This is a genomic window from Burkholderia sp. HAN2018, from assembly GCF_024704855.1.
GTDB lineage: Bacteria > Pseudomonadota > Gammaproteobacteria > Burkholderiales > Burkholderiaceae > Burkholderia > Burkholderia cepacia.
In genome coordinates, this window is the sequence record NZ_QOBB01000204.1 from 1 (window position 1) to 12,615 (window position 12,615).

At 68.2% G+C, this 12,615-nt stretch carries 13 protein-coding genes and 1 riboswitch; of the genes, 6 read left to right on the forward strand and 7 right to left on the reverse strand.

Annotated features, from left to right (window positions below):
• The coding region (locus DPV74_RS32630; RefSeq protein ID WP_240440049.1) for an AAA family ATPase at positions 1–2,082 on the forward strand (2,082 nt) is incomplete at its 5' end.
• The gene (gene arfB / locus DPV74_RS32635) at positions 2,079–2,483 is read left to right on the forward strand and encodes an alternative ribosome rescue aminoacyl-tRNA hydrolase ArfB (RefSeq protein WP_021162067.1); all 405 of its coding nucleotides are present in this window, start codon (positions 2,079–2,081) and stop codon (positions 2,481–2,483) included. The genes DPV74_RS32630 and arfB, both read left to right, overlap by 4 nt.
• Positions 2,484–2,541: 58 nt before the next feature.
• On the opposite strand, the gene DPV74_RS32640 is transcribed toward arfB, so the two are convergent.
• The 5 genes from DPV74_RS32640 to thiC all read right to left on the reverse strand — a co-directional run bounded on the left by DPV74_RS32640 (position 2,542) and on the right by thiC (position 8,145).
• Entirely contained in the window at positions 2,542–3,822 is a 1,281-nt protein-coding gene (locus DPV74_RS32640; protein ID WP_027787944.1) for an EAL domain-containing protein, read from the reverse strand.
• Positions 3,823–4,240: 418 nt separating this feature from the next.
• Complete coding sequence (locus tag DPV74_RS32645; RefSeq protein WP_027787943.1) at positions 4,241–5,167, reverse strand: DMT family transporter; 927 nt, start codon at positions 5,165–5,167, stop codon at positions 4,241–4,243.
• 142 nt (positions 5,168–5,309) lie between these two features.
• Positions 5,310–5,558, reverse strand: coding sequence for a hypothetical protein (locus DPV74_RS32650; RefSeq protein ID WP_027787942.1), 249 nt, complete (start codon positions 5,556–5,558; stop codon positions 5,310–5,312).
• A gap of 193 nt (positions 5,559–5,751) precedes the next feature.
• Positions 5,752–5,964, reverse strand: a complete 213-nt coding sequence (locus tag DPV74_RS32655; RefSeq protein WP_021162063.1) for a glycine zipper 2TM domain-containing protein — start codon at positions 5,962–5,964, stop codon at positions 5,752–5,754.
• A 249-nt stretch (positions 5,965–6,213) separates the two neighbouring features.
• Positions 6,214–8,145: a phosphomethylpyrimidine synthase ThiC gene (thiC, locus tag DPV74_RS32660; protein ID WP_048024440.1), complete on the reverse strand. Its 1,932-nt coding sequence runs from the start codon at positions 8,143–8,145 to the stop codon at positions 6,214–6,216.
• 124 nt (positions 8,146–8,269) lie between these two features.
• A riboswitch (TPP riboswitch) is annotated at positions 8,270–8,386 on the reverse strand.
• 268 nt (positions 8,387–8,654) lie between these two features.
• On the opposite strand from thiC, the gene DPV74_RS32665 reads away from it, so the two are divergent.
• From DPV74_RS32665 to DPV74_RS32675, 3 genes are all read left to right on the forward strand, one after another.
• Positions 8,655–8,930 carry a pentapeptide MXKDX repeat protein gene (locus tag DPV74_RS32665; RefSeq protein WP_027787940.1) on the forward strand — a complete coding sequence of 92 codons (276 nt, stop codon included), beginning with the start codon at positions 8,655–8,657 and terminating at the stop codon, positions 8,928–8,930.
• A 92-nt stretch (positions 8,931–9,022) separates the two neighbouring features.
• Positions 9,023–9,655, forward strand: a complete 633-nt coding sequence (locus DPV74_RS32670; protein WP_027787939.1) for a cytochrome b/b6 domain-containing protein — start codon at positions 9,023–9,025, stop codon at positions 9,653–9,655.
• 29 nt (positions 9,656–9,684) lie between these two features.
• Entirely contained in the window at positions 9,685–10,473 is a 789-nt protein-coding gene (locus tag DPV74_RS32675) for a molybdopterin-dependent oxidoreductase (protein WP_021162060.1), read from the forward strand.
• A 40-nt stretch (positions 10,474–10,513) separates the two neighbouring features.
• On the opposite strand, the gene DPV74_RS32680 is transcribed toward DPV74_RS32675, so the two are convergent.
• Both DPV74_RS32680 and DPV74_RS32685 read right to left on the reverse strand, forming a co-directional pair.
• A complete protein-coding gene (locus DPV74_RS32680; RefSeq protein ID WP_021162059.1) occupies positions 10,514–10,795 on the reverse strand; it encodes a helix-turn-helix domain-containing protein in 282 nt (93 codons plus the stop codon).
• Entirely contained in the window at positions 10,792–11,145 is a 354-nt protein-coding gene (locus tag DPV74_RS32685; protein WP_060196151.1) for a type II toxin-antitoxin system RelE/ParE family toxin, read from the reverse strand. Before DPV74_RS32685 ends, DPV74_RS32680 begins: the two co-directional genes overlap by 4 nt.
• 505 nt (positions 11,146–11,650) lie before the next feature.
• On the opposite strand from DPV74_RS32685, the gene DPV74_RS32690 reads away from it, so the two are divergent.
• Positions 11,651–12,615 (forward strand): EamA family transporter (locus DPV74_RS32690; protein WP_119338682.1); only part of this gene is annotated, 965 nt, incomplete at its 3' end.

Genomic DNA, 12,615 nt, shown 5'->3' on the forward strand with positions numbered 1-12,615 from the left:
GCGGGCGGCCACGTGTGCGTCGCGCTCGGCGCGCTCGCGCAGCGCTACGAAACACCGGTCGACGAGGTTCGCGCGGCGCTCGCCGCGAGCGGCGTGGTCGCGTTCGGCACGCTCGCGCGTGGCGACGAGCGGCCGCTGATCGTCGACCGCCACGACCACCTGTACCTGTCGCGCTATTTCGACTACGAACGGCGGCTTGCCGATGCGCTCGTCGCGCAGGCCGGTGCGACCGTGCCGGACGAAGGTCTCGCGCCCGACCGGCTGCGCGACAGTCTCGCGCGTTACTTCGGGCCGGCGAACGGCGAAGTCGACTGGCAGCGCGTCGCGGCGATCGTCGCGCTGACCGGCCGCGTGACGATCGTCAGCGGTGGCCCGGGCACAGGCAAGACGACGACCGTCGTCGGCGTGCTTGCCTGTCTGCTCGATGCGCATCCGGGGCTGCGCGTCGCGCTGGCCGCGCCGACCGGCAAGGCCGCGCAGCGGATGCAGGAGGCATTGCATGCGCGGGCCGGCGACCTGCCGCCCGAACTCGCGGCGCGCCTGCCCGATACGTCGTACACGCTGCACCGGCTGCTGGGCGGCGGCGGGGCGGCCGGTTTCCGGCATCATCGCGACAATCCGCTGCCGTACGACCTGATCGTCGTCGACGAGGCATCGATGATCGACGTCGCGCTCGCCGCGCATCTGCTCGATGCGCTCGCGCCGGGCGCGCGGCTCGTGCTGCTCGGCGACAAGGATCAACTGGCCGCGGTCGAGGCGGGTGCCGTATTCGCGGAGCTGAGCGCGCGACCGGCGTTTACCGCCGCGGCGCGTACGCGCATCGCGCAGGCGCTCGGCATCGACGAGGCGGCATTCGTCGCGGCGTTGCCGGTGCAGGACGAGGCCGCGGCCGTTCCCGCGGCGCATCCGGTTTCCGCCGCGTCCCGCGTCCCGGCGCCGCCATCGGCCACCACACGCAAGCCGGCGTCGCGACGGAAGGCCGATGCGAGACAGGCATCGCTCTTCGACGACGAACCGCAGGATGACGAGGTTTCGTCGTCCAACGTCGCGCCGGCGCCGGCCGAAACCGGTGAAGCTGGCGATGCAGGCGAGGCCTCCGCATGGATCGAGGTCGACGAACTGGCGTGGCTCGACGCCGTCGAGCTGCCGCCGTTCGACGCAGGCGACGTGGCGCTTGCGTCGATCACATCGAACCCGCCGGGCGAACCCGCCGCCGCGTCCGCCGTGCCCACGCCCGCACCGGCACCGCTCGCCGACTGCGTGGTCTGGCTCGAACGCAACTACCGCTTCGGTCTCGATTCGCCGATCGGGCGGCTGTCGCTCGCGATCCGCAGCGGCGACGTGCAGGCCGCGCTCGACGCGCTGCCCGCCGACGATTCGGCGGCTGCGTCGTTCCATGACGATGCGGGCGAGTCGCTCGCGACGTCGACGCTCGAGCGGCTCGCGCGGCGGTTCGGTGCTTACCTCGACGCGTTGCGCGACGCGCTGGCCGCGCCGGTGCCCGATCCGCTGCCGCTGTTCGACGCGCTCAACCGGTTCCGGATCCTGTGCGCGACCCGCAGCGGCTTGCGCGGCGCGGAGCACGTCAATGCGCTCGTGGCCGCGCACGTGCGCCACGCGGCGCGCGTGCCGCTGGCGGTCGGCGCGCACTGGTTCACGGGGCGGCCGATCATGGTGACGCGCAACGACTACGCGCTCGGGCTGTTCAACGGCGATATCGGTATTGCGCTGCCCGACGCGCACGGCGTGCTGCGCGTGTGGTTCCGGCGTGCGGACGGCACCGCGCGCGCGGTGTCGCCGGCCGCGCTGCCGCCGCATGAAACCGCGTTCGCGCTGACGGTCCACAAATCGCAGGGCTCGGAATTCGACGAAGCCGCGCTCGTGCTGCCGGCATCGTTCGGCCGTGTGCTCACGCGCGAACTCGTCTATACGGCCGTCACGCGTGCCCGCACGCGCGTGCAGGTGATCGGGCCGCGGCGCGTGCTGGCGCAGGCGGTCGCGACGCGCACGCAGCGCGATTCGGGGCTCGCGGCACGCGTCGACGAGGCGCTGGCACGGCGTCGCATGGAGGCGTCGCGATGATGATCCGCTATACGCTCGATCCGGCCGAGGTCGAATGGACGGCCGTGCGCGCGCAAGGCGCCGGCGGGCAGAACGTGAACAAGGTGTCGAGCGCGATCCACCTGCGCTTCGACATCCGTGCGTCGTCGTTGCCGCCTGTCATCAAGGAGCGGCTTCTCGCGCTGTCCGACCAGCGCATCACGCGCGACGGCATCGTCGTGATCAAGTCGCAGGAATACCGCACCCAGGAGAAAAACCGCGAGGCCGCGCTGGCGCGCCTCGATGCATTGATCGCCGGCGTTGCGTTCACGCCGCGCGCGCGGGTCGCCACGCGGCCCACGCGCGCGTCGAAGGAGCGGCGGCTCGAGCACAAGTCGCGCCGCAGCGCGGTGAAGTCGGGAAGAGGGAAGGTGATCGACTGACGAATGGTCGGGCGGACGAGCCGCGGGTGCGACAGCCGGGCGCTCGCACCCGCGCCGGTTACCGCATCACGGTCCCGGCGCTGTCGAGTACGAAGTCGACGCAGAACACGACGAGCCGGCTCTGCGCGCGGATCGCGACGGCGGCCGTATAGCAGTCGCGGCCTTCCGTCAGCGAGAAATGCGGGCCCATCAGCGCGACGCGTCCGGGCGCGGCGATCGCGCGCTGGAAATACGGGCGCCGCGACCAGTTGCTGTGGGTCTCCGGAAAGAGCGGTGCGAGGCGGGTGACGCCGGCCTGGCCGTCGTCGGCGGGCGCACCGATCGACGGCAGGAACTGCTCGCCGGTTTCGTCGGTGACGAACACGCGGCGGGCGGCCGGCACCGCGAACACGCGATGCGCGGCGTCCTGCAGGTTGCCGCTCGCGGAAAACGCGGCCGCGCCGGTCAGCACGAGCCGTTCGATCGCGTCGAAGCCCGGCTGCTCGGCGACGACCGGCGTGTGCCGGCGGGCGATGAAGCGCTGCCACGCGGCGTCGAGCATCGCGGGTGCTGCCGCGCTGGCATGGGCGATCGATGCGTCGGGCTGGCCGAACTGGAAACCCTGCACGAAATCGATGTCGGCTTCCATCAGCGCCTGCAGCGAATCGTCGTTCTCGACGCCCTCGGCGAGCACCATCGCGCCGGCCTGGTGCAGCATCGACACGAGGTGATGCATGATGCGGCGATCGTCGGCCGAACCGGTCGAACGTTCGACGAGCGAGCGATCGAGCTTGACGATGTCGGGACGCGCGCGCCACACGCGGTCGAAGTTCGAGAATCCGGTGCCGAAATCGTCGATCGCGATCAGGAAGTCGCGATGCTGGATCATGTCGATCGTGCGGGCGAGCGCGGCTTCGTCGCGCGACGGCTGTTCGACGACCTCGAGCACGATGCGGTTCGGCGGCAGCGCGAAATGCCGGCACAGCGCCTCGACGAATTCGCGCTGCACGAGGCCCGAGTCGAGCACGCGCGGCGTGACGTTCAGGAACAGCCAGCCGTCGCCGATGCCCTGCGCGACGAAGTTGGCCGTATGCAGGCAGCGCGCGAGCCGGTCGAGCAGCAGCGCATCGGCGTCGGCGCGCGTCTTGTCGAACAGGGCGGCGGGCGAGATCAGTGCACCGTTCGCGTCGACGACGCGCAGCAGCGCCTCGTAACCGACGACCCGCTTGTGCGTGATCGACAGCACGGGCTGGAACACGCTGCGCAGCGTCGTGGTGCGATAGGTGGCGACCCAGCCGCCGGGCGTCGGCGTGAGACGGTCGAGCAGGGAGTCGAGCGAGAGGTCGCGGGCGGGCTTCATGTCAACGGAGCCCGGGGGCGAGCGGCGGGGCGGTAGCGCGCCGCCGCGCTGAAGCGGTCGCACGCGCCGGCGGACGCGAAAGGACGTGAGACATCGAGGCCGCCTTCTGCGGGTAAGTGTTCGGAGTGTAACGGGAATGGGGCCGCTCGCGTATCAGGGAAACTCCAGACGCACGCGGGTATGCGGCTGCCGCCGGCGCCGCCGCCGCACATGACGACCCGGCGGCATGGTGAGCATGGCGCGCACGATGAGGCGAGGCGGGCAATCCCGGCGGCCGGCAGGGCCGCGAGCGCATGTCGCCGTCAGACGAATGCCGGCGGCGCTGTGTCACCCTCCACGGCGGCGCGGAGAACAGCCGGCACCCGGTCGGAAGGCATCACGGCCCGACCGATGGCGATACGCGCACCCGGATGAATCGTCAGGTCGCTTCGCCGCTGCGCGGCCGGATCCCGGGAATCCGCTTGATCACGCCGGTCGCGAGCGCGGTGCCGACGAGCACGATCGCGCAGCCTTCGATCATCACGGCCGACACGTGTTCGCCGAGGAACAGCGCGCCCCACAGCAGGCCGAACACCGGAATCACGAACGTCACGGTGATGGCGCGGGCGGGGCCGACATGAGCGATCAGGTAGAAGTAGATGAAATACGCGATGCCCGTGCAGGCGACGCCGAGCGCGAGCACCGAGCCCCACGCGTGCGCGCTGACCGGCGCGGCCGGCCAGGTGGCGATCGCGAACGGCAGCAGCAGGACGGTCGAGCCGATCATGCTGCCGGTCGCGTTGACGAGCGGATCGACGCCGGTCAGCTTGCGCTTCGTGTAATTGGCCGCGATGCCGTACAGCAGCGTCGCGCCGAGTGCCGCGGCGGCGGCGAGCGCGGTCGCGGCGGCGCCCGTTTCGCCATGCGCATTCGCGATCTGGTTCCACACGAGCGTGAGCACGCCGGCGAACCCGATCACGAGGCCGAGCGCACGCGGCAGCGACAGCTTGTCCTTCAGCCACAGGTAGGCCACGAGCGCGCCCCAGAGCGGCGTCGTCGCGTTGATCACCGACGTCACGCCGGCCGACAGCGTCAGCTCGGCGAACGCGAACAGGCAGAACGGGATGCCCGAGTTCAGTGCGCCGACGACGAACAACGGCCACGCGTGACGGCGCAGCCGGGTGCCGAGATCGGCGGGTTTGAAGCGCGTCAGCGCGAAGCCCGCGAGAAACAGCGCGCCGATACCGACCCGCAACGCCATCAGCGGCGCCACGCCGAGATCGACGACGCCGATCCGGATAAACAGGAACGACGCACCCCACAGGGCAGCGAGCACGGTCAGCAGAAGGGCGTTCTTGGGTGACATCGAGTGTGTAGGGCGGGGAAGGGATGCGGGAATCTTACACCCCGTTACCAGGCCGTCGTTTCACGTTTCGATGAAATGGCAAGAAACGGGAATGTCGCCGGTTGCCGGCACGCGATGGCCGCGTGACGGCGGTCGAGCCCGGTCAGTGATGGCGCCAGCCGCCGTGTCCGCCGCGTCCGCCGAAGCCGAAATTGAGCGATACCGCCGGTCCCCAATAGCCGCCCCATGCGGGCGCGTAGGCAGGCGCCGGATAGTAATAGGCGGGGCCTGGATCGACATAGACGGGGGCCGGTGCAGCCGTGTAGTAGCCGCCGGGATAATAGCCGTACGGGTAGTAGCAGCCGGCGAGCGTCACGCAGGCGAGCGCCGCGGCGACGAGGGTCCTGTTCATGATGTCTCTCCGGCGGAGCCGGCAATCGGCAGATGCTTAAGCTTAGGCCGCGCGCCGATGACACGGTGTGCAAAACGGTAACGGATCATTTCCGCATGGCTGTCGGCCACGTTGCGGCGCCGCATGCGAAAACGGCGCTTCCGCACCGCGAAAACGCCGTCTGGCCGACTGTCGCGGCGCGCTGCGCCGTCTTTTACTTGCCGACCTGGTTGCCGATGATGCCGCCGGCCGCTGCGCCGCCGAGCGTCGACAGCGCGCTGCCGCCGATCGCCGCGCCGGCAACGCCGCCGACACCCGCACCGATTGCCGTATCGCGCTGGCGTCGTGACATCGAATCGCAGGCCGACAGGCTGGCCACCGTCGCGACGAGCAGAGCGCATACCCCAAAACGCCGAATCGAGTTCATGATCGTTGTCCTTGTGGTAGTGAACGGAGGTCGCGCGACCGGCTGGCGACCGCGCATGACCCCAATCTACGCGCCGTCCCGTGGGGCTGCTGTAAGGACTTGTTAAGGCTCGGGCGGTTTCGTAATCATTTGTTTCCCTCGCGCCGGCAGGCACGCGGTGTGCACACGCACAAAAAAGCCCGCTCGAAAGCGGGCTTGCGCAGCGCCGAAGCGCGAGACGCGGCGGTCCGGGCGGACCGCCGCGCGTGCTTATTGACGGTGATAGATCTCGGCGCCGGTCTTGACGAACTCGACCGCCTTGACTTCCATCCCCTTCTTCAGCGCTTCGGTTTCCGACACGCCCTGCTGCGCCGCGAACTCGCGCACGTCCTGCGTGATCTTCATCGAGCAGAAGTGCGGGCCGCACATCGAGCAAAAGTGCGCGACCTTCGCGGAATCCTTCGGCAGCGTTTCGTCGTGGAATTCGCGCGCCTTGTCCGGATCGAGACCGATGTTGAACTGGTCTTCCCAGCGGAACTCGAAGCGCGCCTTCGACAGCGCGTTGTCGCGCACCTGCGCACCCGGGTGGCCCTTCGCCAGGTCGGCGGCGTGAGCGGCCAGCTTGTACGTGATGATGCCTTCCTTCACGTCGTCCTTGTTCGGCAGGCCGAGGTGTTCCTTCGGCGTCACGTAGCACAGCATCGCGGTGCCGAACCAGCCGATCATCGCGGCGCCGATGCCGGACGTGATGTGGTCGTAGCCCGGCGCGATGTCGGTGGTCAGCGGCCCGAGCGTGTAGAACGGCGCTTCCTTGCACCAGTCGAGCTGGAGATCCATGTTCTCCTTGATCAGCTGCATCGGCACGTGGCCGGGGCCTTCGATCATCACCTGCACGTCGTGCTTCCACGCGATCTGCGTGAGCTCGCCGAGCGTCTTCAACTCGCCGAGCTGCGCTTCGTCGTTCGCGTCGTAGATCGAGCCGGGGCGCAGGCCGTCGCCGAGCGAGAAGCTCACGTCGTACGCCTTCATGATCTCGCAGATCTCTTCGAAGTGTTCGTACAGGAAGCTTTCCTTGTGATGCGCGAGGCACCACTTCGCCATGATCGAGCCGCCGCGCGACACGATGCCCGTCATCCGGTTCGCGGTGAGCGGCACGTACTGCAGGCGCACGCCCGCGTGGATCGTGAAGTAGTCGACGCCTTGCTCGGCCTGCTCGATCAGCGTGTCGCGGAAGATTTCCCAGGTCAGGTCCTCGGCCTTGCCGTTGACCTTTTCCAGCGCCTGGTAGATCGGCACCGTGCCGATCGGCACCGGGCTGTTGCGGATGATCCACTCGCGCGTTTCATGGATGTGCTTGCCGGTCGACAGGTCCATCACCGTGTCGCCGCCCCAGCGGATCGCCCATGTCATCTTGTCGACTTCCTCGCCGATCGACGACGTGACGGCCGAGTTGCCGATGTTCGCGTTGATCTTCACGAGGAAGTTGCGGCCGATGATCATCGGCTCGGATTCCGGGTGGTTGATGTTCGCGGGGATGATCGCGCGGCCGCATGCCACTTCCGAGCGCACGAATTCCGGCGTGATCTCGGCCGGCGCGTTCGCGCCGAAAGCCGCTGCGCCGAACGCCTGGCCCGGGTGCTGGCGGCCCATCATCGCGGCGAGCTTCGCGCCGTTCGGGCCGCTCGCCTTCAGGCTCTCGAGGTACTCGGCGCGGCGCTGGTTCTCGCGAATCGCGATGTATTCCATTTCCGGCGTGATGATGCCCTGGCGCGCGTAGTGCATCTGCGTGACGTTCTTGCCGGCCTGTGCGCGGCGCGGGTTGCGGTGCAGGCCCGGGAACCGCAGGTCGGCGGTGGCCGGGTCGGCCGCGCGCTCGAGGCCGTACTGGCTCGACAGGCCGCCGAGCACTTCGGTGTCGCCGCGTGCCTCGATCCAGCCCTGGCGCAGCGCGGCCAGGCCCGCGCGGATGTCGATCTTCGCGTCCGGATCGGTATAGGGGCCCGACGTGTCGTACACGTAGATCGGCGGATTCTTTTCGCCGCCGAAGCCGGTCGGCGTATCGGCCTGCGTGATTTCACGCATCGGCACGCGGATGTCGGGCTGCGAGCCGGTTACATAAACCTTGCGCGAATTGGGCAGCGGGGCGACAGCGGCGGCGTCGACGTGTGCGTCGGCGGACAGAAACTTCGGATTGGCGTTCATGCAATCTCCTGTATGAGCGCCGGACAGGCGCTTCGGCGCTTGCCCGGAGCCCTTGACGAATGTGGGGCTCGAGCTAAGCAGGAGACGAGGCTTGGTGAGGCGGCGGATTTCGTCAGAAGGATGGCGGCGAAATCCGTACGCTTCCCTGCGCTGGCATTATCCAGATCAGGTTCAAAGGGTATTTCTCACCCGCAATGCCGGTTGTTTGACCGCGCGCATTGCAGGACCCCCGCGTTAGCAGCGCACACGATACACTGGCTTCGCGGCGGTTTCAACCGGGAGAGAATCGGCTGCCCCGGTGCGGCCGCAGCATGGCGGGCGGTGCGATGGCCCGTCGAAATGGCAGCGCGCGTCGTCGCCGCATGGCCCCACGGCTCGGCCGGCCGGGGCGAAGCGGTGCAACATGGCGCGCTTTCGCGCAACCTCAAAAAAATTTTCGCAGCGGCTGTCATTTCCCGCGACGTCGTCCGTCTATTCGGCTCCTTAAACCCATGTGTTGGAGAGATGTCATGAAAAAAGTACTGATCGCCGCTTGCGTTGCCGCTATCGCCACGATCGCCACGGGCGCGTATGCGCAGAACGACGCGATGTCGCAGCCGGGTTCGTCGATGTCGAAGGACGCGATGGGCCACGACGCGATGGCCAAGGATGCAATGGGCCATGACGCGATGAAGAAGGACGGCATGAAGAAGCATGCGATGAAGAAAGACGCGATGAAGAAGGACGCGATGTCGCACGACGAGATGGGCAAGCCGTCGGGCGACAAGATGGCGCCGTCGAACTGACGGAGGCGGACGCGGCGCGGCCGGCACGTGCGTCGCACGGCGGCCGCCCGCATCGCATCCTGTCTCGTCGACTCATTCCCGGAGTCTTCATCATGCAAACCGTTCCCGCTACCGGCCGCGCGACCGCCACGCCGCCCGCGCGCCCGATTCATCCGCTGTGGGTGCGCGCGAGCCACTGGCTCAATGCGCTCGCGGCGATCCTGATGGTGCTGTCCGGCTGGCGCATCTACGACGCGTCGCCGATCTATCCGCCGTTCGTGTTTCCGCACGGCATCACGCTGGGCGGCTGGCTCGGCGGCGCGCTGCAATGGCATTTCGCGGCAATGTGGCTGCTGGTCGGCAACGGGCTGTTCTACCTCGCGATGTCGATCGCGACGGGGCGCCTCGCACGCAAGATGCTGCCGGTCACGCCGGCGTCGATATGGCGCGACGTGCGTGCCGCGCTGGGCGGACGGCTGTCGCACGACGACCTGAGCGTCTACAACGCGGTGCAGCGTGCCGCTTACCTGACCGCGATCGTCGATCTCGTCGTGCTGGTGCTGTCGGGGCTCACGATCTGGAAATCCGTGCAATTCCCGCTGCTGCGCGAATTGTTCGGCGGCTACGACAACGCGCGTGTCGTGCACTTCTGGGCGATGTCGCTGCTCGTCGCATTCGTTGTCGTTCACGTCGCGATGGCGCTGCTGGTGCCGCGCTCGCTGCTCGCGATGCTGCGCGGCCGCTGACCCGCGAGCCGCGGGCGAAGGAAATCATCATGTCGGAATCCGAATACAAGCGCGACGGTTCGCGCTGGACGCTCGACCGGAAGTCACTCGAGCTCGACGTGCGTCGCGAGCTCGAGATGCCGTCGCGGCGCCTCTTCAACCGGCGCATCCTGACGCTCGGCGGCCTGACGATGCTGACCGGCTGCACGTTGAAGGACGACGCGTCGGTCAACACGTTCCTCGAGACGGTGTCGCGCATGAACGACCGCGTGCAGGCGTGGCTGTTCAGCGGCGAACGGCTCGCACCGACCTACACCGAAGCCGACATCACGCGACCGTTCCCGTTCAACGCGTATTACGGGATCGACGACGTGCCGCACGTCGATGCGTCGACGTACCGGCTCGTGCTGTCCGGCCGCGTGACGGGCAAGCGCGTGTGGACGCTCGACGAACTGTATGCGCTGCCGCACGCGGAGCAGATCACGCGACATATCTGCGTGGAAGGGTGGAGCGCGATCGGCCGCTGGGGCGGCACGCCGTTCGGCGCGTTTCTCGCACGGGCCGGCGCCGATACACGGGCGAAGTACGTGGGCTTCAAGTGCGCGGACGACTACTACGAGAGCATCGACATGCCGACCGCGCTGCATCCGCAGACGCTGCTCGCGTTCGACTACGACGGCCGCCGGCTGCCGCCGGAATTCGGCTTTCCGATGAAGCTGCGGATGCCGACCAAGCTCGGCTACAAGAACCCGAAGCACATCATGGAAATCTTCGTGACCGATACGTATCCGGGCGGCTATTGGGTCGATCAGGGGTACAACTGGTTCGGCGGATCGTGAGCGGTGCGTGGCATGCGGTGGCGGCGCGTGCCGCGATGCATCACGCGGATTCACGCACCTGGAGGTCGACGCGCAGGCCGACAGCCGCCGCCATGTTGACGAGCGCGTCGAGCCCGAACAGGTTGATCTTGCCGCGCAGCAGGTCGGAGACGCGCGGCTGCGTGACACCCAGCTGTTTCGCGGCCTGGGCCTGGCTGAGTTCGAGCTGCGCGATGCGCTGCTTGAGCGCGATCATCAGTTCGGAGCGCAGCTTCATGTTCTCGGCTTCGGCCGGCTGGCCCTCGATTGCGTCCCAGACGCTCTCGTAACGTTCGTTGGTCATCGTTTCCTCTCCATCATCAGCGCGCGATAGCGCCGGGCGGCCAGATCGATATCGGCCCTGGTCGTGCGCGCCGATTGCTTCCGGAAGCAGTGAAGCACGTAGACGGCGTCGGCGAAGGTCGCGACGTAAATGATCCGGAATGCACCACTCGCATCGCGCAGGCGAATTTCCCGCACGCCGACGCCGACGGTGCGCATCGGCTTCCAGTCGTCCGGCGCCAGGCCGCGTTGCACCTGGTCGATCTGGTGGCCGGCTTCGCGTCGCGCGGGCAGCGGAAAGCCGCGAAGATCGGCGAGGGCGCTGCCGACGAAAACAACCGGCTTCGGCGGAAGAATGGTCGAATTATACAAAATTTTGTATGGATGGTGCGGGTTTTGAAGGAAGGTCGCGCAGGGCGCGCGGCGCGTGAGTCGACCGTCACGATAAGGGGGAAGCAGTGGCCGGCGTGCAGGACTGGCCGTTCGGCCGATGCCTGGCTCGGGCGCGTTGGATCGCCGTTGGCGGTGGGGGCGAGCCGGCACCGGCAGCGCATGCGCGCGGCGTATCCGGCCCCCGATTTCACCCGCCCGCCGGCCGTAAAATGTCGCGCGGAAACATCATTCGCGATCCTTTCAGACAGGTCCGATGATGCTTTCGAATCCTTGATGCCATAATGCCGAGCGTGCGCAGCCGAAGCGGTTGCGCGCATTTTTTTTGTCCCTCTGCCGCCGCCTGCCGGTTCTCTTTCGTCGCCGTTCGCACTGCCATGTCGTTCCGCACGTTCGCTCTGCCTTCCCGGTCCCGCCAGGACCGTTTGCCGGCATCGCCGGCGTCTTTCAGCGGAGCACGCGGCGCGACGTGCGGGCAGGCTGCGCGATGACGCCGCTCGACCGTCTCCTCGATTTCCTCGCCCGCTTCTCGTTCCGGATCCGCCTGCCGCAAAGCCGCGGCGGCCGCGTCGCGCTGGCGCTCGTGTTCATCTATTTCGTCTGGGGTTCGACCTACAGCGGCCTGCATTTCGCGCTGCAGTCGTTCCCGCCGCTGCTGCTGTCGGGGCTGCGCAACCTGCTCGGCGGGATCGGCCTGTTCATCTTCGCGCTGCGGCGCAAGCCCGAATGGCCGACGCTGCTCGAAATCCGCAATGCGGGGATCGTCGGCACGATGCTCGTCGCGCTGTCGTCCGGCACGATCGCGCTCGGGATCAGTTCGGTCAGCAGCGGCTCGGCCGCGGTGATGGTGGCCACGGTGCCGCTGTTCGCGACCGTGATCGCGGCGGTCGCCGGGCGGCCGGTCACGAAAGGCGAGTGGGCGGCCGTCGCGCTCGGGATGGTCGGCATCGTCGTGCTGAATTCGGGCGGCGCGGCCGCGCAGAATTCGGCGCTCGGCACGATCTGCGTGCTGGCCGGCGCACTGTTCTGGGCCGGCGGCGCGCATCTCGCGACGCGGCTCAAGCTTCCGTCCGACCTGTTCCTGTCCACGTCGCTGCAGATCGGCCTGGGCGGCATGATCTCGACGCTCGTTGCCTGGCTGATCGGCGAGCGCATCGAGCACGTGATGGTGGGGCCGGTGTTCGCGTTCCTGTACCTGATGGTGTTCTGCACGATGGCCGCGTACGTTGCGTACGGCTACCTGATCCGCCACACGAGCCCGATCATCGCGAGCAGCTGCATGTACGTGAACCCGATCGTCGCGGTCGCGCTCGGTGCGCTGCTGCTGGGCGAGCCGGTGACGATGGCGACCGTGGTCGCGACCGTCGCGATCCTCGGCAGCGTCGGGTTGTCGTTCGTGTTCGATCCGGCGCGCCGGCCCGCGGCGCGCGCGGCAGCCGCCGGTTCGGCGGC

Bases quoted from the DNA above. Each gene is read 5' to 3' on its own strand.
- arfB (WP_021162067.1), top strand. From the start codon at position 2,079: ATGATGATCCGCTATACGCTCGATCCGGCCGAGGTCGAATGGACGGCC.
- DPV74_RS32640 (WP_027787944.1), bottom strand. From the start codon at position 3,822: ATGAAGCCCGCCCGCGACCTCTCGCTCGACTCCCTGCTCGACCGTCTC.
- DPV74_RS32645 (WP_027787943.1), bottom strand. From the start codon at position 5,167: ATGTCACCCAAGAACGCCCTTCTGCTGACCGTGCTCGCTGCCCTGTGG.
- DPV74_RS32650 (WP_027787942.1), bottom strand. From the start codon at position 5,558: ATGAACAGGACCCTCGTCGCCGCGGCGCTCGCCTGCGTGACGCTCGCC.
- DPV74_RS32655 (WP_021162063.1), bottom strand. From the start codon at position 5,964: ATGAACTCGATTCGGCGTTTTGGGGTATGCGCTCTGCTCGTCGCGACG.
- thiC (WP_048024440.1), bottom strand. From the start codon at position 8,145: ATGAACGCCAATCCGAAGTTTCTGTCCGCCGACGCACACGTCGACGCC.
- DPV74_RS32665 (WP_027787940.1), top strand. From the start codon at position 8,655: ATGAAAAAAGTACTGATCGCCGCTTGCGTTGCCGCTATCGCCACGATC.
- DPV74_RS32670 (WP_027787939.1), top strand. From the start codon at position 9,023: ATGCAAACCGTTCCCGCTACCGGCCGCGCGACCGCCACGCCGCCCGCG.
- DPV74_RS32675 (WP_021162060.1), top strand. From the start codon at position 9,685: ATGTCGGAATCCGAATACAAGCGCGACGGTTCGCGCTGGACGCTCGAC.
- DPV74_RS32680 (WP_021162059.1), bottom strand. From the start codon at position 10,795: ATGACCAACGAACGTTACGAGAGCGTCTGGGACGCAATCGAGGGCCAG.